Genomic DNA, 24,586 nt, shown 5'->3' on the forward strand with positions numbered 1-24,586 from the left:
CTCTTCTTCCTCAAACCGCGATCCTCGGCCTGCCCGAGGCCACCGCCACGATATGCGCTTCGATGAACATGCGCTGCGCTTCGACAGTCGAGACCCGGAACTCCGTCGCCACATCGATCTCGGCGCTGTCGGTACCGGCATCGAGAGCCCGCTGGGCGACAATGGCCCGGACATCGGCCTCGGCGGCCGCGATCGCCGCCGCCTCGTCGAGGAAATCGCGCACCATCTCACCCGAGGCAAGCCGGAACAGGCCTTCCTTGGGCTGGCTGACGCGGGCCTCCGCCGAAACCCTGACCTGGCCGACGACGGCGCCGAGCGCGTTGGCGACGTCGGTATCCCGGGGCACGACGCAGTCATTGCCGACCAAGGGCGCCAGGCCGGCATAGTGCAGCGGCGCCGAAGCGCCGAGCCCGATGACCGGCCGGTCGAGCGCGACGCTGAGGCGGGCGATGCCGGGGTGGGCATCGACGGCGCGCTGCACCAGCGCATGCGCCACCGTCGCCGCGCCGTCGAGCCCGTCCTCGGCAAAGGCTGTCTCCAGGATGTATTCGGCCGACCAGCGCGTCAGGGTCAAGAGCACCCGTTCAGAGATCGCTTCCGGGGAGGCCGCGATGGCCTGGCCACGGCCGTCGCGCCTGCGGGCGAACAGTTCGGCGCCAAGGCGGGCGGCGGCGGCATCCCAGTTCGCCTGTTTGCCAAGCACGTGCGCGGCGTCCGACGGGGTGAAGCCCGAGATATGCACCAGCCCGCGCGAGACCAGCCGGTTCAGCGTGGCATTCTGGGCATTCGAGGTCAGCAGCCTGTCGAGGGCAAGCGGCGTCGCGCCGATCGCTTCGTAGAGCTTTGCCTCGGGGGCGGTCAGCCCTGCGGCAAGCCTGTCGGGCACGCCGGTGCGGACCGCGAAGCGGCCATCCATGCGGCCTGTGTTGGGCGCGCGCAACTGGCGTTCGAGTTCTGCGGTCACCGCCTCGCCATGCGCCATGCCGGACAGCGCCAGCGGCACCAGGCGGCGCGGCCCGAGCAGGATTTTCGGATTGAGCGCGCCGTCCTCGAGCATCACTTCGGAATCGCCGCCGAGGCCGAAAGTGCGCATCGCGACCGCCTCGACCATGGTGCGGAAACCGCCGACGGTGGCGCCTTCCGGATCGAGCCGCGGCCGGCCGCCATCGAGCACGGCAACGTCGGTGGTGGTGCCGCCAATGTCGGAGACCACCGCGTTGTCGAGCCCGGTCATGTGGCGGGCGCCGACCAGGCTGGCGGCGGGGCCGGAGAGGATCGTCTCGATCGGCCGCTGGCGGGCAAACGCCGCCGAAACCAGCGCGCCATCGCCGCGCACCACCATCAACGGAGCGGCGATGTTGCGGGCCTGAAGGAACCCCTCGGTCGCCGCCACCAGCCGGTCGATCATCGAGATCAGCCTTGCATTGAGCAGCGTGGTGAGCGCCCGGCGCGGACCGCCGAGCTTGGCCGACAGCTCATGGCTCGCCGTAACCGGGAGGCCGGTCCTGTCGCGGATCAGCTCGCGGGCGGCGATCTCGTGCGCGGGATTGCGGGTGGCAAAATAGGCACAGACGGCAAAGCCGGACACCGACACGCCGAGTTCCGGCAGCATCGCCTCCAGCCCGGACAGGTCGAGCTTGGCGGCATTGCCATGCACATCATGGCCGCCCGCGCAAAACACCACCGGGTCGGTGCCGAGTGCCGTCTTCAAACCATCGCGAGCAAGATCGGCCTCGGAAAAGCCGATCATGACCAGCGCCACGCGGCCGCCCTGGCCCTCGACCAGCGCATTGGTGGCGAGCGTCGTCGACATCGAGACCAGTTTGATATCGGCCGGATTGGTGCCCGCCTTTTCCAGCACAGCATCGACGGCGCCCGAAATGCCGACGGCCAGATCATGCCGCGTGGTCAGCGCCTTGGCCTTGGCCAGCACCTTGCCCTTGTTCGGCCCCTCCCGCGGACCCTCGGTCTCGGACCACAACACGGCATCGGTGTAGGTGCCGCCGGTGTCGATGCCGAGGAAGAGAGGGGCAGACTTGGTCTTGGCGGTCATTTTGGGCGAAAGTCCGGGCAGATTGTTTGGTTGCCTGCCCTTAGCCGATACCGGCTTGCGGATAAAGCCGGGAGAGATAGGCCACAAGCGATCTCCCCCCTCGTGGGGGAGATCGGCTACCCATCTATCCCACAAACCCAACCTTCTTGTGGCTGCCATCGCAGAACGGCTTGTTGGCCGAGTGGCCGCAGCGGCACAGGAAGACCTTTGTGGTGCGGTCGATCGTGTGGCCGGTGCCGGTGACGATCTCGACATTGCCTTCGAGCTTGAGCGGGCCGTTCGTGGTCGGCGTCGCCTGCAGCGGTCCGTCGCGGACCTCCAGCGCCGGCGTGTCCTTCAGCGCCGGTTCTCCGGTGGCGGCAAAGCCCGCCTTGATATGGCTGTTGTCGCAGAACGGCTTGTTCTGGGAGGCGCCGCAGCGGCAAAGCGTGGCGCGGAAAAACGTCTCGGCGCCAAGCACGATCTCGGCATGCACCGCCAGCGGGCCGTTTTCGCGCAGCCGCACGGTGTTGACCACGGGCGGCTTTTCCGGCGGGCCGCCATCCTTGCGCGCATAGGTGATCGCGCCCGAGGGGCAGTTCTCGGCCAGTGCGACGATCTTCTCGACGCTGGCCGCCTCGGGATGGATCCACTGGCCCGGCGCGTTGGGCACGAAGACATGCGGGTCGCCGAGCACGCAATTGCGCGAATGGATGCAGCGCTTGCCGGAAAACCCGACGTCGATTTTTTCGCCCTCGACCGTGCCGGCCATCGCGGTGCTCCTGTTGCCTGGAGTACGCCGCTCCTGAATGCACAGGCGCGGCGTGCCCTTGGTATGGTCTTGTTTCGACGCATGTCGTCGCGCCAAAACCGGAAGCCGGTTTTGGGCGGCATGCATGGCCAAGCTATGGCTCGAACAGGAAAACCGTCAAGCTGGCAAACCGGTCAGGGGACCAGGTCGATCTCCTCGGTCTCGCCGCCGCTGCAGGTGTAGCAGCAATCCTCGCATTTTTCCTTGTTGCCGGGGCCGACGCCCCAATATGTACCCTCGTCGCCATCGACCCAGGCCCCGTAGCAGATCGATTCGCCTTCGTTGCAGGAAATCGGCAGCTGCTTGGTCTCGCCGTCGTCGAGATAGAAATCCTTGCCACTGCCGGGCCAGACATAGTCGCGGTCCTGGCTATAGAGTTCCAGACGCATGGCATTGGGATGGCTGTTCTTGACAGCGAAGGTGACGTCGCCGGCCTGGGCGGCTGGTACAAACAGGACAGCAAGCGAAAACGCGGCGGCGAGCCGGCGCACGGATGTGAACGACATGGAAACCCCCGATGTAGAATCGGCCCCCACGGCCGATAGGGGATCATGGCACGACACGGCCCGCCGCTAAAGGGATGATGCCGGCGATTGTTTCCAGATTGTCGCGGCATTTCGCCTTAGCGCTGCCAGAATGGCAGCTTGGCGATCTCAGCCTTGGCCTGCAATTGCGTCAGGCCAATATCGTCGATCAGATGCGGACTGACCTCGGACATTCGCTTGAGGTCCCAGCGAAAGCGTGTCCGCTCGCGCCAGCTTGCCACCATGCTTCGCAGGGAGCGCGGATGCGACGATCGTTGGACGGGCACACCCGGCCGCACTGCCCGATGCTGGACCGATGCGATTGTATTGTTCATGGCAACCTCCATTGGGTTTGGCGGCCCACACCGTTGGGAACCGTGGACCTCACCCGGAAAGAGATTGAATTCTGCAGGATACGAGCGGCGCCGTAATTAAGCCCTCCCAAATAGTTCTCAAAAGTTCCAAACTTGCGCTAACTCTTTGTTTTGACGCCACTCTCGGGAGGGCTAGCCACGCGTTTCCCGGCAAAACCGCTTCGCACTTTTCCCGGAATTGTCTATAGATGCGCCAATGCAGGGAGAGCGCTTCGCCTTTGGTCCGTTCGTGCTTGATCCGGGTGCGGGAACGCTGCTTCGGAACGACGATCCCGTTGCCGTTGGCTATCGCGGGCTGAAGCTGCTTGCGGCGCTCGTGGCAAAACCCGGCGAAATTTTGGGAAAGGCCGAACTGATGGACGCGGCGTGGCCGGGCACGGCCGTCGAGGAAGGCAACCTCACCGTCCAGATCGCGCAGCTGCGCAAGCTGCTCGGCCCGCCTGGCATTATGGGTGAAGGGGGCGGGGAATGGATCACGACCGTTCCGCGCGTCGGCTATCGTTTCACGGGGGCCGTGAAACAGCTCGCCGGCGCCAAGCCAAAACCCTTGCCGCTGCCGGACAAGCCTTCGATAGCGGTGCTGCCCTTCGTCAATTTCGGCAACGATGCCGGGCAGGACTCTTTCTGCGACGGCTTGACCGAAGACCTGATCACCGACCTGTCCAGGATCTCCGGCCTGTTCGTCATCGCGCGCAATTCGACTTTTGCCTACAAGGGAAAGGCAATGGACGTGCGCGAGATCGCCAGGGAACTCGGCGTTCGTTATCTGCTGGAGGGCAGCGCGCGGCGCGATGCGGGGCGGGTGCGCATCAACGCGCAGCTGGTCGACGCGGCGAGCGGCGACCATCTATGGGCGGAACGCTTCGACCGCGGCCTGGACGATATCTTTGCCGTCCAGGACGAGGTGACCGCCAAGATCGTGGAGGCGCTGCTCGGCCGGCTGCGCGCACCGCCGCCACGCAACCGGCCCACCAATCTCGACGCCTACGACCTGTGCGTGCGGGCGCGCAAGCTGATCGATGATTCGCCGCAGACCGCACGGGAAGCGCATCTGATGCTGACGCGCGCGGTTGCGCTCGATCCCCACTACGCGGAGGCCTATCGCTGGCTTGCCATGAACCACTGGATGGGATGGGTGCATTGGGGCGAGCCTATCGACCCTAACCGCCGCATTGCCCTGGAGCTGGCGCGCAAGGCGGTCGCGATCGATCCCAACGATGCCGGGTGCCACTGGGTGCTCGGCAATTTGCTTGCCTATGAGCATGAGTTCGCCGAGTCGGAGGCCGAATTCGCCAGGGCGTTCGAACTCGACCCGAACGAGGCCGATGCGTGGGCGACATTGTCCGACATAACGACCCTGGCCGGGCGGGTCGAGGAGGCCCTGGAGCAAATCCGCAAGGCGTTCCGGCTGAACCCGTTTCCACCGAGCTGGTACTATCTGACGCTCGGCCAGGCGCAATATGCGGCGCGCGACTACGCAGGCGCCGTCGAGACGCTGCGCCGGGACGAGACCTACCGCACCAGCTCACGCCGCTTCCTGGCGGCAAGCCTTGCGCAACTTGGCCGGCTCGAGGAGGCGCGCACGGAGGTGGAACTGTTCCTCGTCGGCAATCCGCATTTCACGACCCGCCATTGGGTCTGGACGGAGCCCTTCCGCGACGACGCGACGCGCGAGCACTTCGTCGATGGCTTTGGCAAGGCCGGCCTTCCCGACTGACGCGCCGGGGTGGCTCCTGCACCGAAGCGCCGCTACGGCACCAGGTCGATGGTTTCGGTCGTGTGCTCCACGCAGATGAAGCAGCAGGTATCGCAAGGCTGGTCGTTGTCTGGCCCGACGCCGGCGGAAATCTTGTCATTGCCATCGACCCAGGCGCCATAGCAGATGCGTTCGCCCTGATTGCAGGAGATCGGCACTGATTTCCGCGAGCCCGGATCGACAAGGAACACCTTGTCGTTGCCCGGCCAGACGGTCTCGCGATCGCGGCTGAACAGCTCGACCGCGACCCCCTCCTTGCGCAGGTTCTTGACGAAAAAGGCCATGTCGGCGGCCTCGGCCGAATTGGCCAGGACCAGTGCCGCCAGCGCAAGCATGCGAAACAGCGTCACCGCCGACCTCCCCGAATCACCGCGGGCAGGTTCGCACGGCGGCCCGGAACTAGGAAGACACGTGGCCCTGCGCGGTGATCTCACGTCCCAGCCTCACCACTTCACGCACCAGCAGATCGAGATCGTCGCGTCGGGTGCGATGGTTGGTGATCGCCACACGCAGCCAGTGCCCGCCATGCACGGTGGTGTCGGAGAGTGCAGCGATGCCTTGCTCCTGCAGCCGCAACATGATCTCGGTGTTGAGCGCCTTCAGCGCTTCGCCCGCCAAACCGGGCTGATAGCGGAAGCAGACGATGTTGATGGTCGGCGCCGCCGCAAGCTCCAGCGAAGGCTCGGCCTCGATCAGCCCGGCCAGATAGGAGACCTGCGCGATGTTCTGGTCGATCAGGCGGCCGAATTTTTCGACGCCATGTTCCTTCAGTGCCATCCACACTTTCAAGGCACGAAAGCCGCGCGACGTCTGCAGACCATAATCGTGCAACCATTCGCCGGAAGCGAGGCCGCGCGGCGTCGATTCCAGATATTCCGGCGTCACCGCGAAGGTCCGGCGGTGCGCGGCGGCGTCCCTGACCAGGGCACAGCCGACCTCGAACGGCGAATGCAGCCATTTGTGGGGATCGAGCGCGACCGAATCGGCCCATTCGATGCCGGCGACGCGGTGGGCGTTTTGCGGGGCGATGGCGATCAGCGCGCCGATGCAGCCATCGACATGGAACCAGAGGCCTTCCTCGTGAGCGAGTTTGGCAAGCGCCCGCAGGTCGTCGATCGCCCCAGTGTTGACCGTGCCGGCATTGCCGACGACGCAGGCCGGTTTGAAGCCGGCTGCCCGGTCCTCGACGATCGCCGCGCGCAACGCGTCGATATTGATCCGCAGCCCGGCATCTGTCGGGATGCGGCGCAGCGCCCGATTGCCGAGGCCAAGTGCCTCCATGGCCTTGCGGTGGCAGGCGTGGATCTGATCCGAGCCATAGAAGCGCAGCGGCTTCTCGATGGCTGAAACGCCGTGCTCGCGCACGTCGACGCCCGCCTTGACGTTGCGCGCCACCGTCAGCCCGATGATGTTGGCCATCGAGCCGCCGCTGACCAGCGTGCCGGAGGCCGAGGCCGGAAAGCCCAGCATCTCCTTGCACCAGTTCACCACCTGGCTGTCCATCAGCCCGGCGGCATGGTTGCCGCCGCCGAGGTTGGAGCCCTGGATCGCCGCCAGGAAATCGCCGAGCGCGCCGGTGAAGTTGCTGGATCCCATATACCACGACCAGAAGCGTGGATGGATGTTGCCCATCGGATAGGACATCACGGTGCGGGAGACCTCGCCATAAACGGCGGCAAGTGGCGTCGGCGAGCGCGGCAAGGGCGCGCGGAACATGCCTCTCACATCCGCCGGCATTTCCCGCCAGACCGGACGGTCTCGCACGTCGCGCAGATAGTTGACGGCTTCATCGACGGCCCGGCGCGACAGGGCCTGCACTTCGGCCCAGTCAGGCGGATCAAGCGTTTCCTCGGCCACCATGCCAGCAGATTCCCGCGCGACGTCCATGGCGATCCCCCTATCAAGCCGGGAACTGGCAGCCGGGCGTCGAGCGCGAGAGCGCCAGCTCATCGGCATCCATTTCAGCCTCGACGCCGTCGAACAGCGGCGTCGACATGTAGCGCTCGCCCGTGTCGGGCAGCATGCACAGGATCACCGATCCGGCCGCCGCCTTCTCGGCGACCTGGCGCGCGACGGCGAAGGTGGCGCCGCCGGAAATGCCGGTGAAGATGCCTTCCTTCCGCGCCAGCGCCCGCGCCCATTTGATGCCCTCCGGACCGGCGATCGGCATCACCTCGTCATAGAGACTGGCGTCGATCGCCTCCTGCAGCACGTTGGGGATGAAGTCCGGCGTCCAGCCCTGGACGGGATGCGGCTCGAAGGCCGGGTGGCTGGCGGCTGGCGCGCCATCGGCACCGCGCTGCTGCGCCTTGCCGCTGCCGATCAGTTGCGCGTTGGCCGGTTCCGAGAGCACGATGCGGGTGTCGGGCCGTTCGCGGCGCAAGACCCGCGCCACGCCGACGACCGTGCCGCCGGTGCCATAGCCGGTGACGAAGCAGTCGAGCCGCGAGCCGGCGAAATCGTTTATAATTTCGCGCGCGGTCGTCGACTCGTGGATGGCGGCGTTGGCGGCGGTCTCGAACTGGCGGGCGAGGAACCAGCCATTGGCCTCGGCCAGCTCGACCGCCTTCTTGTACATGCCAAAACCTTTTTCGGCGCGTGGCGTCAGCACCACCTTGGCGCCCAGCATGCGCATGAGCTTGCGGCGCTCGACGGAAAAGCTGTCGGCCATGGTGACGACCAGCGGATAGCCTTTCTGCGCGCAGACCATGGCAAGCCCGATGCCGGTGTTGCCGCTGGTCGCCTCGACCACGGTCTGGCCGGGCTTCAGCGCGCCGCTGCGTTCGCCCTCTTCGATGATGTTGAGCGCCAGCCGATCCTTCACCGAGGCGCCCGGGTTGAAGAACTCGGCCTTGACGTAGATGGTCGCATGGGCCGGCGCGAGATTGTTGATGCGCACCACCGGCGTGTCGCCGACGGTGTCCAGGATGCTGTCGAACAATCGGCCGCGCCCCGCGGTGGTTCTGATTTGTTGTTTGTTCAACATCGTCGATCTCCTCGATCGTGTTCTCACGGGCCGGTTACAAACCGGCGGCCTGGGCGGCGAGGTTTCGACACCTTGCCGCGATATGACGTGCCGCTCATACGGCAAAGGTGACATCGGGCGCGAAAGCATCGCCACCGGATGCGCCGTGTCGGGTCTGTGATAGAGTAAGGGCCGACAGACCAACGTGGGAACAGGCGTGGAAACCGACGTGGAAACCGCACAGGCGAGGCGGGACGGCAGGGCAACGGCCCCGTCCGTGCGCCTGCTCGGAGCGCTGGCGATCACACGCGACCAAGTGCCAGCCACCCTGCCGGGCTCGCGCAAGCTGCGGGCGCTGTTGGGTTATCTGGCGCTGGCGCCGCACCCCGTCGGCCGCTCCCGCCTGTGCGAGCTTTTGTGGGATGTGCCCAACGATCCGCGTGGCGAGCTGCGCTGGTGCCTGAGTAAGTTGCGCACCGCTCTGGACGGGCCGGAACGGGGTCGGGTCGTCACACAAGGCGATACGGTGGCGCTCGATCTCGAGGATTGCCCTGTCGATGCGCTGGAGGTCAGCCGCGCCGGCTTCGAAGGCATCGCAACGCTTGGTGTCGAGCGCCTGCGGGCGCTGGCGAAATTGTTCGCCGGCGAGTTCCTTGACGGCCTGGAGCTCGAGCGGACCCCGCTTTTCAACAGCTGGCTGACGGCACAACGCCGTCGCTTCGGTGCCTGGCACGTGGCCGTGCTGGAAAGACTCGTCGAAACCCTGCCGGCGGATTGCGACGAAGCGGTCGCTCATCTCGACAGATGGCTGGAACTGTCGCCGTTCGAAGAGCGCGCGCACCGGGCGCTGCTGGCCGGTCTGGCGCGGCGTGGCGCCGTCGGCGCGGCCGAGCAACATCTGGCGGCGGCCGAGCAGCTGTTCGGGTCGGAAGAACTGGATTTCGCGCCGCTGCGCGCGGCCTGGCAAGCGATCCGCGAGCGGCCGGCCGGCTTGTCCATGGTGTCGCAGCCGGTGGCCGGGCCGACCGTCGCCGAGACCGCCGAGCCGAGCCACGCTTCGCTGGCGGTGATGCCGTTTGCCGGAGAGGCGCGCGGTGGACCGGCCGACGGTTTCACACACGACATCATCACCCGGCTGGCCAAGCTGCGGGATTTCTTCGTCATCGCGCGCGGGTCGGTGTTTGCGTTGGCCGAGGAAGCCATCGCGCCCGAGGAGGCGGGCCGCCGGCTGAATGTCGACTATGTTGCCACCGGTGCGGTGCGCAACCTGACCGGCAGGCTGGTCGTCAACGTCGAGCTGATCGAGGTGCGCACGGCCAGGATCGTCTGGGCCGAAACCTTCGAGCGGCGGTCGGACGATATCTTCACCGTGCTCGACGAGATCGGCGACAGCATCGTGTCGTCGATCTCGTCCGAGATCGAGACGGTCGAACGCAACCGCGCCCTGCTCAAGGCTCCCAACTCGCTCAATGCCTGGGAGGCCTACCACCGTGGCCTCTGGCACATGTACCGTTTCACGCAGGCCGAGAACGAAACGGCGCGGCACTTCTTTGCCAGCGCCCTGCGGCTTGATCCGACCTTCGCCCGCGCCTATGCCGGCCTGTCCTTCACCCATTGGCAGAACGCCTTCCAGCGCTGGGGCGACCGCGATCGCGAAAGCGCGCTGGCCTTCGAGAGTGCCGGGCAGAGTTTGCTGGTCGATGACCACAATCCGGCCGCGCACTGGGCGATGGGGCGGGCGCTGTGGCTGCGCGGCGAACAGGACGGCGCGCTCGGCGAACTGGAACAGGCGGTCAAACTCAGCCCCAATTTCGCGCTCGGCCATTATGCGCTGTCCTTCGTCCATTCGCAGTCGGGCGACCCGCGGGCGGCGATCGGCTCCTCCGACCATTCGCGCCATCTGAGCCCTTTCGATCCGCTGCTGTTCGGCATGCTGGGGGCGCGGGCCATGGCGCACGTCCGGCTCGGCCAGTTCGAGGAGGCGGCCGGATGGGCGCTGAAGGCAGCCGCCCGGCCAAACGCGCACGCCATCATCCTGGCGATCGCGGCACATTGCCTGGCGCTGGCGGGGCGGCTCGAAGAGGCGCGCGGCTTTGCCGCCGCCATCCGCAAGACGTTGCCGGACTACCGCGCCGACGATTTCATCGCCACGTTCCGCTTCGAGCCCGATGCCGAGGCGTTGTTTCGGCAAGGCGCCAGGCGGATCGGGCTCGGCTGAATTTCGTGCTCGAACCCTGCGTTAACGAAGTCGGAAGGAGTTGTTTAACCGTTGACGGCTATGTGACCTCGCGGGGGGGTCCATGGCAAAGTGAGTATGATGAGCGACAGCCCCGACAAGCGCAGCGAATGGCGCGCCATCCTTCATGTACAGGCCCGCATCGCCGTGCTGTTCGTTCCGGTCGTGGCCAGCCTGCTGCTCATCGCTGCCCTTGCCGGCAACGATCGCAAGTCCGTTCCGGATGTCGACCGAACTGTTACGGGCTCGGTGCGATAAATCAGGCCGAACCCGCTTTCCCCCTGCTCTTCGCAGCATTCAATAGAAGCGCGGGATCGGGCCGTTCTGCGGGGTGGTGCGGTCGCCGAGGTCCAGAAAAACCTCGTCGACGTAGCACCAGCCCCAGCCTTCCGGCGGGTCGTAACCCTCTATGACGGGATGGCTGGTGGCGTGAAAATGCTTGGTGGCGTGGCGGTTGGGGGAGTCGTCGCAGCAGCCGACATGGCCGCAGGTGCGGCAGAGCCGCAGATGCACCCACCACGAGCCGCTCTTCAGGCACTCCTCGCAGCCGAGCGCGCTCGGCGTCACGTCCTTGATCCCAGCGGCGTGCTTGCATTCATCCGCCATCACACTCTCCCGACCTATCTCTCATTCGAAGCATGATCTTTTCCGAAAACCGGTTTCCCACTTTTCGGGATCATACTTGAGGCGCGCCGGCCTGGCTGCCGTCCCGCGCAAGAAATGCATGCAGCGCCGCCACCACCTGGGCGCCCTCGCCGACAGCCGCCGCGACGCGTTTGACCGAGCCGGAGCGCACGTCGCCGATGGCGAACACGCCGCTGCGGCTGGTCTCCATCACGCCATGGGCCGATGCTATGTCCGATCCGGTGCGGATGAAACCCCTGGCATCCAGCGCCACGTCGGATTGGGCGAGCCAATCGGTGTTCGGGTCGGCGCCGATGAACAGGAAGAGATGGCGGATCGGCCGCGTCGTCGAGGCGCCGCTCGAGCGGTCGCGCCAGCGTACCGTGGCGAGATTGCCTGCCTCGCCGTCCAGCGCCTCGATTTCGGCGCCGGTCAGCACCTCGATGTTCGGCTGCGCCCTGATGCGCTCGACGAGGTAACGCGACATCGAGGCCTCGAGGCTGCCGCCACGCGCCAGCAGCGCTACTTTCCTGACCTGGCTGGCCAGGTAGACGGCCGCCTGGCCGGCCGAATTGCCGGCGCCGACCAGCGCCACTTCCTGGCCGCCGCAAAGCCGTGCTTCGATGGGCGAGGCCCAATAATGCACGCAGGTGCCCTCGAACTCGGCGAGATTGGCGACATCGAGGCGGCGATAGCGCGCGCCGCTGGCGATCACCACCGAGCGCGTGCGCACCGTCTCGCCGTCGCCGACCGCGAGCTGGTAGCGCGCGCCGTCGGTGGCGGCACCGAGCAGCTTCACCTCGTCGGGGATGACCATCTCGACGCCGAATTTCTGCGCCTGGTTGTAGGCGCGCGCCATCAGCGCCATGCCGGTAATGCCGGTGGGGAAGCCGAGATAGTTCTCGATGCGCGCTGAGGCGCCGGCCTGGCCGCCGAAGGCACGGCAATCGAGCACGATGGTCGACAGCCCTTCGGAGGCCGCGTAGACCGCCGCCGCCAGACCAGCCGGTCCTGCGCCGACTATGGCGACGTCATAGACCTTGCTGGCGTCGACCGGCCGCAGCAGGCCAATGCAGCGGGCGAGGTCTTTCTCCGCCGGATTGAGCAGCAGCCTGCCATTCGGGCACAGCACGACCGGCAGGTGGTGGGGATCGACCTGGAAGTGCTCGAACAGCGTCTTCGCGCAAGGATCGGTTTTGGAATCGAGCACGCGGTGGGGCTGGCCGCTGCGGGCGAGAAAGCCTTGCAGGCGAAGGACGTCGCCATTGTCGGCAGGTCCGACGATGATGGGACCGATCGTGCCGCTCTCGAGCAGCCCGACGCGGCGCAGGATCAGCGCCCGCATGATGCGCTCGCCGAGATTGGCCTCCTGCACCATCAGGTCGCGCAGTCGCTGCGACGGGATGACGAACGCCTCGACCGGCTCGGCCGCCTGCGCATTGACCAGCGAGGGACGGGCCGAAAGCTGCGCCAGCTCGCCGGCGAAGCTGCCCGGGCCATGCGTGACGATCGTCTCGCGCCGGCCAAATTTGCCGTCCTGGGTGATATCGACCTTGCCCGCCAGCACCACGATCAGTCCCGGGGACACATCGCCGGCCTCGAAAATGTGCTCGCCGGCGGCATAGGCACTGGCCTCGCCGAACCGGCGCATGCGCTCGATGTCCGCCTCGGCGAGGACGGGAAAAGCCTGGTCGCGGCGGGCGCCGAAGATCGCGGTGCTGGATTGAGACATGGTCGCGAGCGTAGCGAAGGGGGCGCGCGGTTTGAAGCGGTTTGTTCGGGGACTGGCCAGGAGGGCAGGTCATCGGGCAAGAAAAAAGCCCGGACGAACCGGGCTTTTTCTCAGGGTTTCTGAACCGATCGAATGGTTCAAAACGGGAATTTGGTGCCCAGAAGAGGACTCGAACCTCCACTCCTTGCGGAACACGGACCTGAACCGTGCGCGTCTACCAATTCCGCCATCTGGGCTGGTGCGGGCTCAATAAGCGGGCAAGCGATTGCTGTCAACGCGCTTTTTTAAACCCGCTGCTCGCTTGCCGGCTTAGCCTTCCAGCACTTCCTTCGAAGCCACGGTCGAATCGGCGTTGAGCTGGTAGATCACCGGCACGCCGGTGCCGAGTTCCAGCTTGACGATCTCCTCGCCCGACTTGCCGTCCAGCGCCATGATCAGCGCGCGCAGCGAATTGCCGTGGGCGGCGACCAGCACCGTGCCGCCGCGCAGCACATGCGGTTGCAGATCGTGCAGGTAATAGGGCCAGACGCGGGCGCCGGTGTCCTTCAGGCTTTCGCCGGCGGGCGGCGGCACATCATAGGAGCGGCGCCAGACATGCACCTGCTCCTCGCCCCATTTCTGGCGCGCGTCGTCCTTGTTGAGGCCGGAGAGGTCGCCATAGTCGCGCTCGTTCAGCGCTTGGTCGCGAACGGTCTGCAAGTCGCTCTGGCCGACCGCGTCGAGAATGTGCTGGCAGGTTTTTTGCGCCCGGGTCAGCGCCGAGGTGAAGGCGATATCGAACTTCAGGCCGCGCGCCTTGAGTTTTTGGCCGGCGGCCTTGGCCTCGGCATGGCCCTGCTCCGTCAGGTCGACGTCGCGCCAGCCGGTGAACAGGTTCTTCAGGTTCCATTCGCTCTGGCCGTGGCGCACGAGCACGAGGGTTCTCGACATTTTTGCTCCTCTGGGGTCTGAGCATTCCAGGAAAAGTGTGTAGCGGTTTTCCGTCCTGCGTAAGAACGAAGATGGTTCAGGGTCGTTTCAGGCAAGCCCAAGCACGTCCCGCATCGAATACAGTCCCGGCTTCTGGCCATGCGCCCAAAGTGCGGCCTTGACGGCACCGCGGGCGAAGATGGCGCGGTCCTCGGCATGGTGCGACAGCGTGATGCGCTCGCCGGTGCCGGCCAGGATCACGCTGTGGTCGCCAACCACCGAGCCACCGCGCAGCGTGGCAAAACCGATCGAGCCGGTTTGTCGCACACCCGTATGGCCGTCGCGCGAACGCACATCATTGCCGGCCAGCGCGATGCCGCGCCCGGCGGCGGCCGCTTCGCCGAGCAGAAGCGCCGTGCCCGAAGGCGCGTCGACCTTGTGCCTGTGGTGCATTTCGAGGATCTCGATGTCGAAATCGTCGGCGTCGAGCGCGCGTGCCGCCTGTTCGACCAGCACCGCCAGCAGATTGACGCCGAGGCTCATATTGCCCGACTTGACGATGGTCGCGTGGCGGGCGGCGGCAGCGATTTTCGCGTTGTCGTCGGCCGAACAGCCTGTCGTGCCGATGACATGGACGATGCGCGCCTGCGCCGCGTAACCGGCGAACTCGACCGTCGAGGCCGGGGTGGTGAAATCGAGCACGCCGTCGGCCCTGGCGAAGACCGGCAACGGATCGCTGCCGATCGCCACGTCGATGCGGCCGACGCCGGCGAGTTCCCCCGCATCCTTGCCCAGGTGAGGCGAATCCGGGCGCTCGACCGCGCCGATGACGCGGGCGCCCGGAATGGCGTGGATGGCGCGGATCAGCGTCTGGCCCATGCGGCCGGCCGCGCCGGCCACCACAAGGCCCATATCGCCGGCCGGCTCGCCTGATGTGGTCTCGCTCATGGCGTGCTCCCGGCGATGTCCTGGGTCTCTAGTTCCTGAACCGAACTCTCGGCCGGGGCGCTGTCGTCGACAAGCCCCAGGCCCTTGACGCCCTGTATCCGGTGGAAACGGGCATAGACGCTGTGCGGGTCGGCCATCAGCGAGGCATGCGTGCCCTCTTCGACCAGATGGCCCTGTTCCAGCACGATGATGTGGTCGGCATTGACCACGGTGGACAGGCGGTGCGCAATGACGATGGTGGTGCGCCCTTCCATGACCTTGGTGAGCGCCTGCTGGACGCGCGCTTCGGCCTCGTTGTCGAGCGCCGATGTCGCCTCGTCGAGCAGCAGGATCGGCGCCTGGCGCACAATGGCGCGGGCAATCGACACGCGCTGGCGCTGGCCGCCGGAAAGCGTGGCGCCATTCTCGCCGACCGGCGTGTCATACCCTTGCGGCTGCTGGCGGATGAACTCGTCGGCCGCGGCCAGTCGCGCGGCCTGCTCGATCTCGGCATCGGTGGCCGAGGGGCGGCCATAGCGGATGTTGTCGCGGATGGTGCCCTCGAACAGATAGGGCGCCTGCGAGACATAGGCTATCGAGCCGCGCAGCGACTGTTTGGTGACCTTGGAAATGTCCTGGCCATCGATCTCGATCGTACCGCTCTCGACGTCGTAGAAGCGCTGCAGCAGCGCCACCAGTGTGGTCTTGCCGGCACCGGAGGCGCCGATGACGGCGGTCATCTTGCCGGCGGCGGCGACAAAGCTGAGGTCCTGAAGGACAGGCGTCTCTTCGACATAGCGGAAGGACACGTTGTTGAAGCGCACTTCGCCCGTGGTGAAGTTTGCCTTGGTAGCGCCAGGCGCGTCGCCCTGCTTCGGCTCGAGGTCGAGCAGTTCGTAGATCATGCGTGCATTGACCAGAGCCCGTTCCATGCCGACCTGCATGCGTGCCAAGCGGCGCGCCGGATCATAGGCCAGGATCAGCGCCGTGATGAAGGAGAAGACCGCGCCAGGCGGCTGCCCGAGAACCAGAGCCCGGTAACCGGAATAGGCGATGACGGAGGTGACGGCGAAGCCGGCCAGCATGTCGGAAATCGGCGACAGCCGTTCGGAGACGCGGGCAATCTTGTTCGAGCGCTGTTCGGCGTCGCTGGCGAGCTTGCCGATGCGGCTGGACAGTTCGTCCTCCATGGTGAAGGCCTTGACGATGGCGATGCCTTGCGTGGCTTCCTGCACGGCGCCGATCAGGCGCGAATTGATCAGCACGGATTCGCGGGTAATGCGCCGCACGCGACGGGTGAGGTAGACGACGGCCCAGATCAGCGGCGGTCCGATCAGCAGCGAACTGAGCGACAGGACCGGATCCTGGTAGACCATGACGCCGAGCAGGCCGATCAGCGTCACCGCGTCGCGGGTGATCGAGGTCAGCGTCAACGACAGGAGGTCGCGGATGCCGCCGACGTTTTCGTTGACCTGCGCCGCCAGCCGGCCGGAGCGTGTATCATTGAAGAAGCCGACGCCGAGCTTCATCAGGTGATCGAAAATGCGCTTCTGGTAGCGCGCCACCAGATTGTTGCCGATCTTGGCCAGCGCCACCGCCTGGCCATAGCCGGCAAAGCCGCGCAGCAGGAAGGCCGCCATGAAGCCTGCGCAGATCCACACGATCGCGTCGCCACGCCGTTCGTAGAAGATCTGGTTGACCATCGGGGCCATGATCCAGGCCGTGAAGGCGGTCGTGCCCGAAACGATCAGCGAGCAGGTGATGACCATCACATAAGTCCAGCGATAGTCGTGGCTGTTCTCAGCGAGAATGCGGCGCAGCACCGCTGTGACCTCGCCGGGCCGGGCTTTCAGCTTGTTTGGAGTTTGAAGTGTCAAATCAGAGGGCTTTGTCGGTTTCGCTTCCCGTGGCCGGGCAATTCGGCACCCCTATTACCGCCAAGCAGCCGGCTTGCCTATGCCTTGGGGTGACTAACTTCGTCGCGCCAGCGCCGGCCCGATGTCTGGACGCCGAACAGCGAGGGGTTCCTGGCATAGGCGGCAAGGCCGAGAAGGGCAGCCAGCGGATGGGTGATGACATAGACCGGCATGGTGCGCATCAGCGCGCTGTGCGGCGCCTTGTCCTCGAAGGCGGCGCGGAAATTGCCTTGCTTCAGCGCCGGCACGATCTTTTGCGCGATGCCGCCGGTTAGGAACACGCCGCCCCGGCTCATGAACACCAGCGCCAGGTCGCCGGCGGTGCGGCCGAGGCAGGTGACGAAGGTCTCGAGGGCTTCCTGCGCCACCGGATCGGTCTTGGCCAGCGCCGCACCGGTGACTTCGGCCGGCGTGGTGAAGGGCGACGGCTTTCCATCCGCCCTGGCCACCGCCCGGTAGACGTTGACGAGACCGCGTCCGCACAGGATCTGTTCGCCCGAAATGCGGCCCTCGAGCTTCTCGATATGCGGGAAGACCTCGAAATCGCGCGGCGTGCGCGGCCCGATGTCCATATGGCCGCCTTCGCCGGGCACCGGGATCCAGTGATGCAGCGCGTGGACCAGCCCGGCGACACCGAGCCCGGTCCCGGGGCCAAGCACGACGCGGCCGGCATTGGGCTCCGGCGTGCCGCCGCCGATCTTTTCCATATGCTCTTCGCCAAGCGCCACGACGGCCAGCGCCTGCGCCTCGAAATCGTTGAGCACGACGATGTCGCTCAGCCCAAGATTGGCGAACATCTGCCTCGGCTTGACCACCCAGGGACAGTTGGTGAGCTCGATCTCATCGCCGTCGACCGGGCCGGCCACGGCCAGCACCGCCGAATTTGGCCGGACCGACGAGCGGTCGAGCACCGCCGCCTGGATCGCCTCGTCGATGGTGTTGTAATTGGCGGTCTGGACGATGATCGGCTCGCCGGCCTCGGAATTGGCGTCGAGCACGATCGAAAACCGCGCATTGGTGCCGCCGATATCGCCGATCAGGATCGGAAACCGCAGCAAAGTCTCGTCATCGCCCGTGCTTGGCATGCTCTCGTCCGTCCCCGGCGCCCGCGACGGCGTTTCGCCGTTCCTGCGTTGACTAGCGCATGAGTTTGAAAAGGGAAACGGTTTTCGGGCCTGGTGGCGCGCAGGGAGAGGTTCTGCGGCCAAACGGCCACTGTTTCATGAAAACGGGGGCTAAACCGATTGAGCCTGCGGGTGGCGCGCCAATCACTTCGCTGGCGGCCGTGGCCGCGGCACCGGTACGCCGACCTCGGGCGTCGCGGTGAAGGCGTTCACCGCGCTTGGCAGGCCGGCGGTGCCGCTTGCCGTGACGGCGGGCAGCGACGGCGCTTCCGGCTCAGGCACCGCCACCGCGACCGGCACGGCGTCGCCGTGATAGGTCGCGGCCTCGGCCGAGGCAGGCCCCGGCGCGTCGAGCACCGCGCGGCATTCCTTGGGCAGGTTGGCCATCGTCATCAGGTCACGTGCCTTGGGCGCATCCGGGTTCTTGTTCGGCCGCCACGGCTCCTGCGTGAACCACCAGGCCAGCGGCTTGCCGCAGCCATCATCCTCCGGCGTTGCTTCCTGCGCCTTGCAATTGGGCGAGCCCGGCTGGCAGCCGATGCGCATGTGGAAATGGTAGTCGTGGCCCCAGAACGGCCTGATCTTGCGTAGCCACGAGCGGTCACCCTTGACCGTGTCGCAGAGCTTTTTCTTGATGCCGGGATTGACCAGGATGCGCTCGACCTCCGGATAGCTCGCCGCGCGCTTCAAAAGCCGCGTGTGCGCCGGCGTCCAAAGCGCGTCTTTCACAAGATGCGTCTTGTCGTCGACCATCAAGGTGGCGCTCATGGTCTCGCGCTGCGCCCTGGTCATGGTGCGGTCGGGCATCGGCGTCAGCCAGATGTCGGCGTCGAGCCCGATCTGGTGCGAGGCATGACCTGATAGCATCGGGCCGCCGCGTGGCTGCGCGATGTCGCCGATCAACAGGCCCGGCCAACCGTCGGCGACGGCGTCGCGCGACAATCTCTCGATCAGCGCGATCATCGCCGGATGGCCCCAGCGGCGGTTGCGCGAAGGCCGCATCACCTGCCAGGTCGGACCATCCATGGGAATGGCGACGCCGCCGGCAAAACAGCCCTTGGAATAGAAGCCGAAGGATTGCGGGGCGGTGGCCGTCGGCAGCTTCTCGGCGCCGAACAGGTCTTTCGCCCGTTCCTCGGCCGCTGCCGGCTGCGCGGCCAGGCCTGCCAGAGCCAGCGCTGCCGCCAATACCGCATTTCTGGCGCCAAGCGGCCGCATCGATGATTTCATGAACCGCACCCCCGTGCCTGCAATCGCCGAATCATACCACGCCAAGCGCCACGCTTCGATCATCCTATCCCTTCACGCCGCTCATCGGGCTGCGCGGTGCACCGTCACGCCAGTCGCCGCTTGCCCACATATGGTCGAAAGCGGCGCGATAGTCGGGAAAGCGAAACCGATAGCCCGCCGCCTTGATCGCCGCATTGGCGACCCGCTTGTTCTCGCCATAGAAGGATCGCGCCATGGGCGAAAGTTGGGCGCTGTCGAAGGGAATTTCGGGCGGCGGCTCAACGCTCATCAGATGTGCGGCGTAGGCGACGACATCCTGCGGCGGCGCCGGCTCATCGTCGGTGACGTTGAAGATGCCGCCTCTATTGCCGCTGATCAGATGCCACAGCGCGCCTGATATGTCGTCGCAATGGATGCGGTTGAACACCTGGTCCGGCTTGACCAGCCGCCTGGCAGTGCCGTTCTCCAGATTGACCAGCGCGTTGCGGCCGGGACCGTAAATGCCGGACAGCCGCAGGATCGCCACTGGGCGCCCGATGTCCTCGCCAAGCCTCTGCCAGGCCCGCTCGGCCTCGACCCGCATGACCGAGCGCTTCGACACCGGCCGGCAGGCGGCCGTCTCGTCGACCCAGGCGCCGCCATGATCCCCATAGACGCCAACGGTCGAGAGATAGCCTATCCATTCCAGCGCCGGCATCCCTGCGATTGCCTGGCGAGCGGCATTCAACACCGGATCGCCGGCTTCTTCCGGACCGACCGAAACCACCAGATGCGTGGTTTTCTCCAGCGCAGCGCCGATTTCGTTCGTCAACTTGCCGTCGAACAGCAGTGGGACGATGCCGGCCTGGCGCAGCGCTTCGAATTTTTCCTCGGAGCGTGTCGTGCCGAAGATGCTGGCGGTTCCCCTATTGGCGCGGGCAAATGCCTTTCCGGAATAACCGGCACCGAAAATGAAGACCTGTTTTCCGCTCATGCATGTGCCCTGCTTGGCCGCGCCAGGCGCCATTCCTCGCGCACCGCCGCGTCGTCCTCACTGTTCAAGCCGTTCGCGGCCCGTTCGGCATATTCGGTTTCCGGCACCAGCCGCGCCAGCGCCCATATTGCCGCGCCCCGCACCAGGGGAGAAGCATCGCCGAGCAGGTCCCGGACGACGCCGGCAAGCGCGCCATCGCCGGAATTGCCGGCGGCGATCAGCACGTTGCGGACGAAACGGTCGCGGCCGATGCGTTTGATCGGCGAACCGGAGAAGAAGGCGCGGAAGCCAGCATCATCGAGGGCCAAGAGATCGGCGAGCGGCGGCTCGCGCAGATCGTCGCGCGCGGCGAGCTTGGCCTCGGACGCGGTGCGGGCGAATTTGTTCCAAGGACAGGCGGCGAGGCAGTCGTCGCAGCCATAGATGCGGTTGCCGATCTTTTCCCGAAATTCATGCGGGATCGGCCCCTTGTTCTCGATGGTGAGATAGGAGATGCAGCGCCGCGCATCGAGCCTGTAGGGCGCGGGGAACGCGTCGGTCGGGCAGGCGTCGAGGCAGGCGCGGCAGGAGCCGCAATGGTCGATCTCGGGTTTGTCCGGTTCCAGTTCGGCCGTGGTGAAGATGGTGCCGAGGAACAGCCAGGAGCCGTGCTCGCGGCTGACCAGGTTGGTGTGCTTGCCTTGCCAGCCCAGCCCCGCTGCTTCCGCCAGCGGCTTTTCCATCACGGGCGCCGTGTCGACGAAGACCTTCACGTCGCCGCCGGCGCGCGCGACGATCTTGCCGGCGATCTCCTTCAGCCGGCCCTTCATGACCTCGTGATAATCGCGGTTTTTCGCGTAGACCGAGATCGCGCCGCGATCGCGCCTGGCCAGCACGTCGCGCGGATCATGATCCGGTCCGTAATTCATCGCCAGCACGATGATCGAGCGCACGTCGGGCCACAGCGTGGATGGCTCGCCGCGGCGCGCAATCGTCTCGGCGATCCAGTCCATCGAGCCGTGAAAGCCGTCGGCGACGAATTCGGCCAGGCGCGCCGGCGCCAGCGGGATGGCATCCGGGGTGGTGACGGCGACCGCGTCGAAGCCGGCGCGCCGCGCCTCCGCGTCGATCAGCGCGCGCAGTTTCGACGCGTCAGAAGTCGAGATCCGCATAGTGCGATACCGGCGACAGGCCGCGCACGCGGTCGGTCAGGAGCGGCCGGAAGGAGGGCCGCGACTTCACCCGCGTGTACCATTCGCGCGCGGCGGGGTGTTCGCGCCAGTCGATCTCGCCGAGATAGTCGAGCACCGACAGCGTCGCGGCGGCCGCCAGATCGGCATAGGTGACCCTGCCGCCGGCCAGCCAATGACGGGTGCCCGCCAGCCAGTTGGTGTATTTCATGTGCTGGCGGATGTTGGCGCGCGCGGCGCGGATGGCGCCTGAATCGGGCGAGCCGCCGCCCGCCGTTTCCGGCATCACCGGCTTCAGCACGCGTTCGCGCACCAGATGGCGCGTCACTTCGCTTTCGGCCTTGTTGAGATACCAGTCGATCAGCCGGCGGATTTCGGCGCGCTGCATCGGATCCTCGGCGAACAGCCGCTTGTCGCGCTTGAGCACGCCGCGCGTCTCGTCGAGATATTCGGAAATCACCGTCGCGCCGATGATCGGCACGTCACCTTCGGCCAGCAGGATCGGCAGTGTGCCGGCCGGGTTCAGCGCCAAGAACTCCTTGCGCCGCGTCCACGGCTTTTCCTCGATCAGCGCCAGCTCCTCGCCATACTCGCCAAAGGCGAGGCGGACGAAGCGGCAGGTAGCGAACATGGGATGGTGGAAAAGCGTCAGCATGGTTCCGCGATGATAAAGCGCACTGGTGTCGTTCAGAATCCGGAATTCGCGCGTCGCGCTCGTTCCAGGTATGGCGAATTCCGGATTGCCACACTGGCGAATCGCAGGGCGCACCGGTAAGTCTTGGCCGCCCGGCTAGCGGGCCGTCAGGGGTGTTGCGACCTATAGGGGGACTTCGGCGCCATGACAAGCAAGCCATTCTGTTAGCCGTCACGCCAACGCCGAGGTAGAAATGGAAAGCCAGACCATCGTCGAAGCCCTGCTGCTTGGCCTGCTGGAGGGATTGACCGAATTCATCCCGGTGTCCTCGACCGGCCACATCCTGCTCGCCGGCCATTTCCTCGGGTTCCAGTCGACCGGCAAGGCCTTCGAGATCCTGATCCAGCTCGGCGCCATCCTGGCCATCCTCAGCGTCTATTTCCGGCGCCTGTGGCAGATGCTGCTCGATCTGCCGCATGACCGGCTGACGCGGCATTTCGTCATCGGCATCCTCATCGCCTTCCTGCCGGCGGCGATCATCGGCGCGCTGGCGCATGATTTCATCAAGACGGTGCTGTTCGAATCACCCCGACTGATCTGCATCATGCTGATCATCGGCGGCGTCGTGCTGCTGGTCGTCGACCGCATGAACCTCAAGCCGGTCTATCGCGACGTCGAGCGGTTCCCGACCAGACTCTACCTGCAGATCGGCCTGTTCCAGTGCCTGTCGCTGATCCCCGGCACGTCGCGTTCGGGTTCGACCATCGTCGGCGCGCTGCTTCTGGGTGTAGACAAGCGGGCGGCGGCGGAATTTTCCTTCTTCCTCGCCATCCCGACCATGGTCGGCGCCTTCGCCTTCGACCTGTTCAAGAACCGCAACGTGCTGACCTCGGCCGATCTGCCGATCATCGCCATCGGCTTCGTCGCCGCTTTCGTCACGGCCTTGGTCGTGGTGCGCTACCTGCTCGACTACGTCTCGCGCAACGGCTACTCGCTGTTCGGCTGGTGGCGCCTGGTGGTGGGGATCGTCGGGCTGGTGGCGTTGATGATCTGGGGCTGAACGTGCGTTGTTGCAGGCCCCTCACCGGGATTGCCAACCGAATTGAGAGGGGCAATTCGGGGCAACCCGACCTCTCCCCTAGCGGCCGGATGAGGGGGCTGCCTCGCACGGATTTCTGTCAACTCCTTCCGTAAAACGCATTCGGGACATGCACCGGCCAGCGCCACGGCAGCACGGCGACCATGTCGAAGCGCATCGACAGCCTGCCATAGTCGGGCTGGCGGGACAGCCAAATATCGGCAGCACCCTCGATGCGGCGCTCCGATTCGTGACCGATCGCCTCCATGGCCTCTATCAGCGTGCGGCGCGCCTTGACCTCGACGAACAGGACGAGGTCGCCGCGCCGCGCAATCAGGTCGATCTCGCCGAAGCGGGTGCGGTGGCGGCGCGCGAGAATCCGGTAGCCCTTCAACATCAGCGCGGCCGCCGCCAGCCATTCGCCGCGATGGCCGCGCCGGTAGGCCTTTTGGCGGCTGGCGCTCGGGCGCTCAGCCACCGCTGGTTTCTCGTTGCTCGGCCATGACTTTTGGACAAACGGAACCGTTTGTCCGAGAAAACCGGTTTCCGCTTTTCGCGATCATGGTCTGTCCTTGAGCTCGAGCAGCCGCCGATATAGCGCCTGCTTCTGGCCGCCGGTCATTTTCGCCGCTTCCGCCGCCGCCTTGGAGGCGGGCATTTCAGCGGCGAGCGACAAGAGCAGGCGATCGATGTCTTCAGGTTCGTCGGCCTTGGCCTCGGCGGCGCCGACGCAGACGACGATCTCGCCCCTGGGCGTATCGGCCCCCGCGTAGTGGTCGGCGAGCGCCCGCAGCGTGCCGGTGCGCATCTCCTCGAACGTCTTGGTCAATTCGCGGCCAATGGCGGCCTTGCGCTCGCCGCCGAGCGCCTCGACCATGGCGCCGAGCGACTCGGCCAGCCGGCGCGGCGATTCGAAGAAGATCAGCGTCGCCGGCACGGCTCTCAGGGCCTCCAGCCGGGCCAGCCGTTGTCCCGATTTAACGGGCAGGAAGCCGGCGAACAGGAAAGCGTCCGACGGCAGGCCCGACGCCGTCAGGGCGGCAAGCGGCGCCGAGGGGCCGGGGATCGGCACGACGCGGATGCCGTGGTCGAGCGCCTCGCCGACCAGCCGGTAGCCGGGATCGGAGACCAGCGGCGTGCCGGCATCCGAGATCAGCGCCACGCTCTGGCCGGCTTCGAGTGCGGCGATCAGCTTCGGCCCGGCCTCGCCCGCATTGTGTTCATGATAGGCCGTGGTGCGCCGGCGGATGCCGTAGCGGTCGAGCAGCACGCGCGACACGCGCGTGTCCTCGCAGGCGACGATGTCGGCGGCGGCCAGCGTCTCCAGCGCGCGCAGCGTGATGTCGGCGAGGTTGCCGATAGGCGTCGCCACCAGATAGAGCGCCGGATCGAGCGGACGGGCCGCGATCTCGGTCTGCCCGACCACATAGCTGCGCTTGCCCGTTTCGCCAGTCACCGATGCCGTCTCCGTTCAGCCCTGTTTGGCCTGCCAAACCCATTTGGCATGGCTGGCGCCGGCTTGCAAAACTCACACCGATGTAAGGCAGTCGCCATTCCTTCGCCACAGTAGGG

General features: G+C 66.2%; 24 protein-coding genes and 1 tRNA gene. 5 read left to right on the top strand and 20 right to left on the bottom strand.

The annotated features are described in order from the left end of the window. Window positions 1-10: 10 nt before the first annotated feature. The 4 genes from FJ954_RS02360 to FJ954_RS02375 form a co-directional block, all read right to left on the bottom strand. Window positions 11-2,053, bottom strand: coding sequence for a hydantoinase/oxoprolinase family protein (locus FJ954_RS02360; RefSeq protein WP_140619815.1), 2,043 nt, complete (start codon window positions 2,051-2,053; stop codon window positions 11-13). 124 nt (window positions 2,054-2,177) lie between these two features. Continuing rightward, window positions 2,178-2,804: a CDGSH iron-sulfur domain-containing protein gene (locus FJ954_RS02365; protein WP_015314696.1), complete on the bottom strand. Its 627-nt coding sequence runs from the start codon at window positions 2,802-2,804 to the stop codon at window positions 2,178-2,180. Window positions 2,805-2,977: 173 nt separating this feature from the next. After that, a complete protein-coding gene (locus tag FJ954_RS02370; protein ID WP_015314697.1) occupies window positions 2,978-3,349 on the bottom strand; it encodes a hypothetical protein in 372 nt (123 codons plus the stop codon). A gap of 116 nt (window positions 3,350-3,465) precedes the next feature. Continuing rightward, window positions 3,466-3,702 carry a DUF1127 domain-containing protein gene (locus tag FJ954_RS02375; RefSeq protein WP_015314698.1) on the bottom strand — a complete coding sequence of 79 codons (237 nt, stop codon included), beginning with the start codon at window positions 3,700-3,702 and terminating at the stop codon, window positions 3,466-3,468. A gap of 235 nt (window positions 3,703-3,937) precedes the next feature. Here FJ954_RS02375 and FJ954_RS02380 point away from each other — a divergent pair, with 235 nt between their 5' ends. After that, window positions 3,938-5,458, top strand: a complete 1,521-nt coding sequence (locus FJ954_RS02380; RefSeq protein ID WP_140660295.1) for a winged helix-turn-helix domain-containing tetratricopeptide repeat protein — start codon at window positions 3,938-3,940, stop codon at window positions 5,456-5,458. 32 nt (window positions 5,459-5,490) lie between these two features. Here FJ954_RS02380 and FJ954_RS02385 read toward each other — a convergent pair whose 3' ends face one another. The 3 genes from FJ954_RS02385 to cysK are packed head-to-tail and all read right to left on the bottom strand — an operon-like array spanning window position 5,491 to window position 8,483. After that, a complete protein-coding gene (locus tag FJ954_RS02385) occupies window positions 5,491-5,847 on the bottom strand; it encodes a hypothetical protein (protein WP_023772047.1) in 357 nt (118 codons plus the stop codon). 49 nt (window positions 5,848-5,896) lie between these two features. Continuing rightward, window positions 5,897-7,384 carry an aspartate aminotransferase family protein gene (locus FJ954_RS02390; protein WP_140660296.1) on the bottom strand — a complete coding sequence of 496 codons (1,488 nt, stop codon included), beginning with the start codon at window positions 7,382-7,384 and terminating at the stop codon, window positions 5,897-5,899. A 13-nt stretch (window positions 7,385-7,397) separates the two neighbouring features. Beyond that, entirely contained in the window at window positions 7,398-8,483 is a 1,086-nt protein-coding gene (cysK, locus tag FJ954_RS02395; RefSeq protein WP_140660297.1) for a cysteine synthase A, read from the bottom strand. Between cysK and FJ954_RS31430 the strand changes: the two genes are divergently transcribed. The 3 genes from FJ954_RS31430 to FJ954_RS02405 all read left to right on the top strand — a co-directional run bounded on the left by FJ954_RS31430 (window position 8,425) and on the right by FJ954_RS02405 (window position 10,956). Then, on the top strand, window positions 8,425-8,643 hold the full coding sequence (locus FJ954_RS31430) for a hypothetical protein (RefSeq protein WP_181172879.1): 219 nt from the start codon (window positions 8,425-8,427) through the stop codon (window positions 8,641-8,643). The two genes, cysK and FJ954_RS31430, sit on opposite strands and share 59 nt — an antisense overlap. A gap of 36 nt (window positions 8,644-8,679) precedes the next feature. Beyond that, window positions 8,680-10,680 (top strand): BTAD domain-containing putative transcriptional regulator, encoded by a 2,001-nt coding sequence (locus FJ954_RS02400; RefSeq protein ID WP_181177731.1) that lies wholly within the window; start codon window positions 8,680-8,682, stop codon window positions 10,678-10,680. Between the two features lie 99 nt (window positions 10,681-10,779). Next, a complete protein-coding gene (locus FJ954_RS02405) occupies window positions 10,780-10,956 on the top strand; it encodes a hypothetical protein (RefSeq protein WP_023772044.1) in 177 nt (58 codons plus the stop codon). 39 nt (window positions 10,957-10,995) lie between these two features. Here FJ954_RS02405 and FJ954_RS02410 read toward each other — a convergent pair whose 3' ends face one another. From FJ954_RS02410 to FJ954_RS02460, 11 genes are all read right to left on the bottom strand, one after another. Beyond that, complete coding sequence (locus FJ954_RS02410) at window positions 10,996-11,304, bottom strand: UBP-type zinc finger domain-containing protein (RefSeq protein WP_015314705.1); 309 nt, start codon at window positions 11,302-11,304, stop codon at window positions 10,996-10,998. A 70-nt stretch (window positions 11,305-11,374) separates the two neighbouring features. Then, window positions 11,375-13,054, bottom strand: a complete 1,680-nt coding sequence (locus FJ954_RS02415; RefSeq protein ID WP_140660298.1) for an FAD-dependent oxidoreductase — start codon at window positions 13,052-13,054, stop codon at window positions 11,375-11,377. 151 nt (window positions 13,055-13,205) lie between these two features. Then, a tRNA-Leu gene (locus FJ954_RS02420) sits at window positions 13,206-13,290 on the bottom strand. A gap of 73 nt (window positions 13,291-13,363) precedes the next feature. Further along, entirely contained in the window at window positions 13,364-13,984 is a 621-nt protein-coding gene (locus tag FJ954_RS02425) for a 2,3-bisphosphoglycerate-dependent phosphoglycerate mutase (protein WP_015314707.1), read from the bottom strand. 87 nt (window positions 13,985-14,071) lie between these two features. Further along, window positions 14,072-14,911, bottom strand: coding sequence for a 4-hydroxy-tetrahydrodipicolinate reductase (gene dapB / locus FJ954_RS02430; protein WP_140619833.1), 840 nt, complete (start codon window positions 14,909-14,911; stop codon window positions 14,072-14,074). After that, window positions 14,908-16,767: an ABC transporter ATP-binding protein gene (locus tag FJ954_RS02435; protein WP_140660299.1), complete on the bottom strand. Its 1,860-nt coding sequence runs from the start codon at window positions 16,765-16,767 to the stop codon at window positions 14,908-14,910. The genes dapB and FJ954_RS02435 overlap by 4 nt, the downstream gene beginning before the upstream one ends. Before the next feature lie 77 nt (window positions 16,768-16,844). Beyond that, window positions 16,845-17,891 carry a glucokinase gene (locus tag FJ954_RS02440; RefSeq protein WP_140660300.1) on the bottom strand — a complete coding sequence of 349 codons (1,047 nt, stop codon included), beginning with the start codon at window positions 17,889-17,891 and terminating at the stop codon, window positions 16,845-16,847. A gap of 183 nt (window positions 17,892-18,074) precedes the next feature. Further along, window positions 18,075-19,160 carry a penicillin-insensitive murein endopeptidase gene (gene mepA / locus FJ954_RS02445; protein WP_140660301.1) on the bottom strand — a complete coding sequence of 362 codons (1,086 nt, stop codon included), beginning with the start codon at window positions 19,158-19,160 and terminating at the stop codon, window positions 18,075-18,077. Between the two features lie 64 nt (window positions 19,161-19,224). Further along, window positions 19,225-20,133: an SDR family oxidoreductase gene (locus FJ954_RS02450; protein ID WP_140660302.1), complete on the bottom strand. Its 909-nt coding sequence runs from the start codon at window positions 20,131-20,133 to the stop codon at window positions 19,225-19,227. Further along, window positions 20,130-21,284 (bottom strand): tRNA epoxyqueuosine(34) reductase QueG, encoded by a 1,155-nt coding sequence (gene queG / locus FJ954_RS02455; protein WP_140660303.1) that lies wholly within the window; start codon window positions 21,282-21,284, stop codon window positions 20,130-20,132. Before queG ends, FJ954_RS02450 begins: the two co-directional genes overlap by 4 nt. Next, window positions 21,265-21,957, bottom strand: coding sequence for a glutathione S-transferase family protein (locus FJ954_RS02460; protein ID WP_015314714.1), 693 nt, complete (start codon window positions 21,955-21,957; stop codon window positions 21,265-21,267). The genes queG and FJ954_RS02460 overlap by 20 nt, the downstream gene beginning before the upstream one ends. 232 nt (window positions 21,958-22,189) lie before the next feature. On the opposite strand from FJ954_RS02460, the gene FJ954_RS02465 reads away from it, so the two are divergent. Further along, a complete protein-coding gene (locus FJ954_RS02465; RefSeq protein WP_015314715.1) occupies window positions 22,190-22,996 on the top strand; it encodes an undecaprenyl-diphosphate phosphatase in 807 nt (268 codons plus the stop codon). Window positions 22,997-23,114: 118 nt separating this feature from the next. Here the strand turns inward: FJ954_RS02465 and FJ954_RS02470 are convergent, their stop codons facing one another. Together FJ954_RS02470 and rsmI are read right to left on the bottom strand one after the other, a co-directional pair. Continuing rightward, window positions 23,115-23,492 carry a YraN family protein gene (locus tag FJ954_RS02470; protein WP_015314716.1) on the bottom strand — a complete coding sequence of 126 codons (378 nt, stop codon included), beginning with the start codon at window positions 23,490-23,492 and terminating at the stop codon, window positions 23,115-23,117. Window positions 23,493-23,573: 81 nt separating this feature from the next. Next, window positions 23,574-24,470: a 16S rRNA (cytidine(1402)-2'-O)-methyltransferase gene (gene rsmI / locus FJ954_RS02475; RefSeq protein ID WP_015314717.1), complete on the bottom strand. Its 897-nt coding sequence runs from the start codon at window positions 24,468-24,470 to the stop codon at window positions 23,574-23,576. Window positions 24,471-24,586 lie beyond the last annotated feature (116 nt).

The sequence above is a fragment of the Mesorhizobium sp. B2-3-15 genome (genome assembly GCF_006442875.1).
In the GTDB taxonomy this organism is placed as follows: Bacteria; Pseudomonadota; Alphaproteobacteria; order Rhizobiales; family Rhizobiaceae; genus Mesorhizobium; species Mesorhizobium australicum.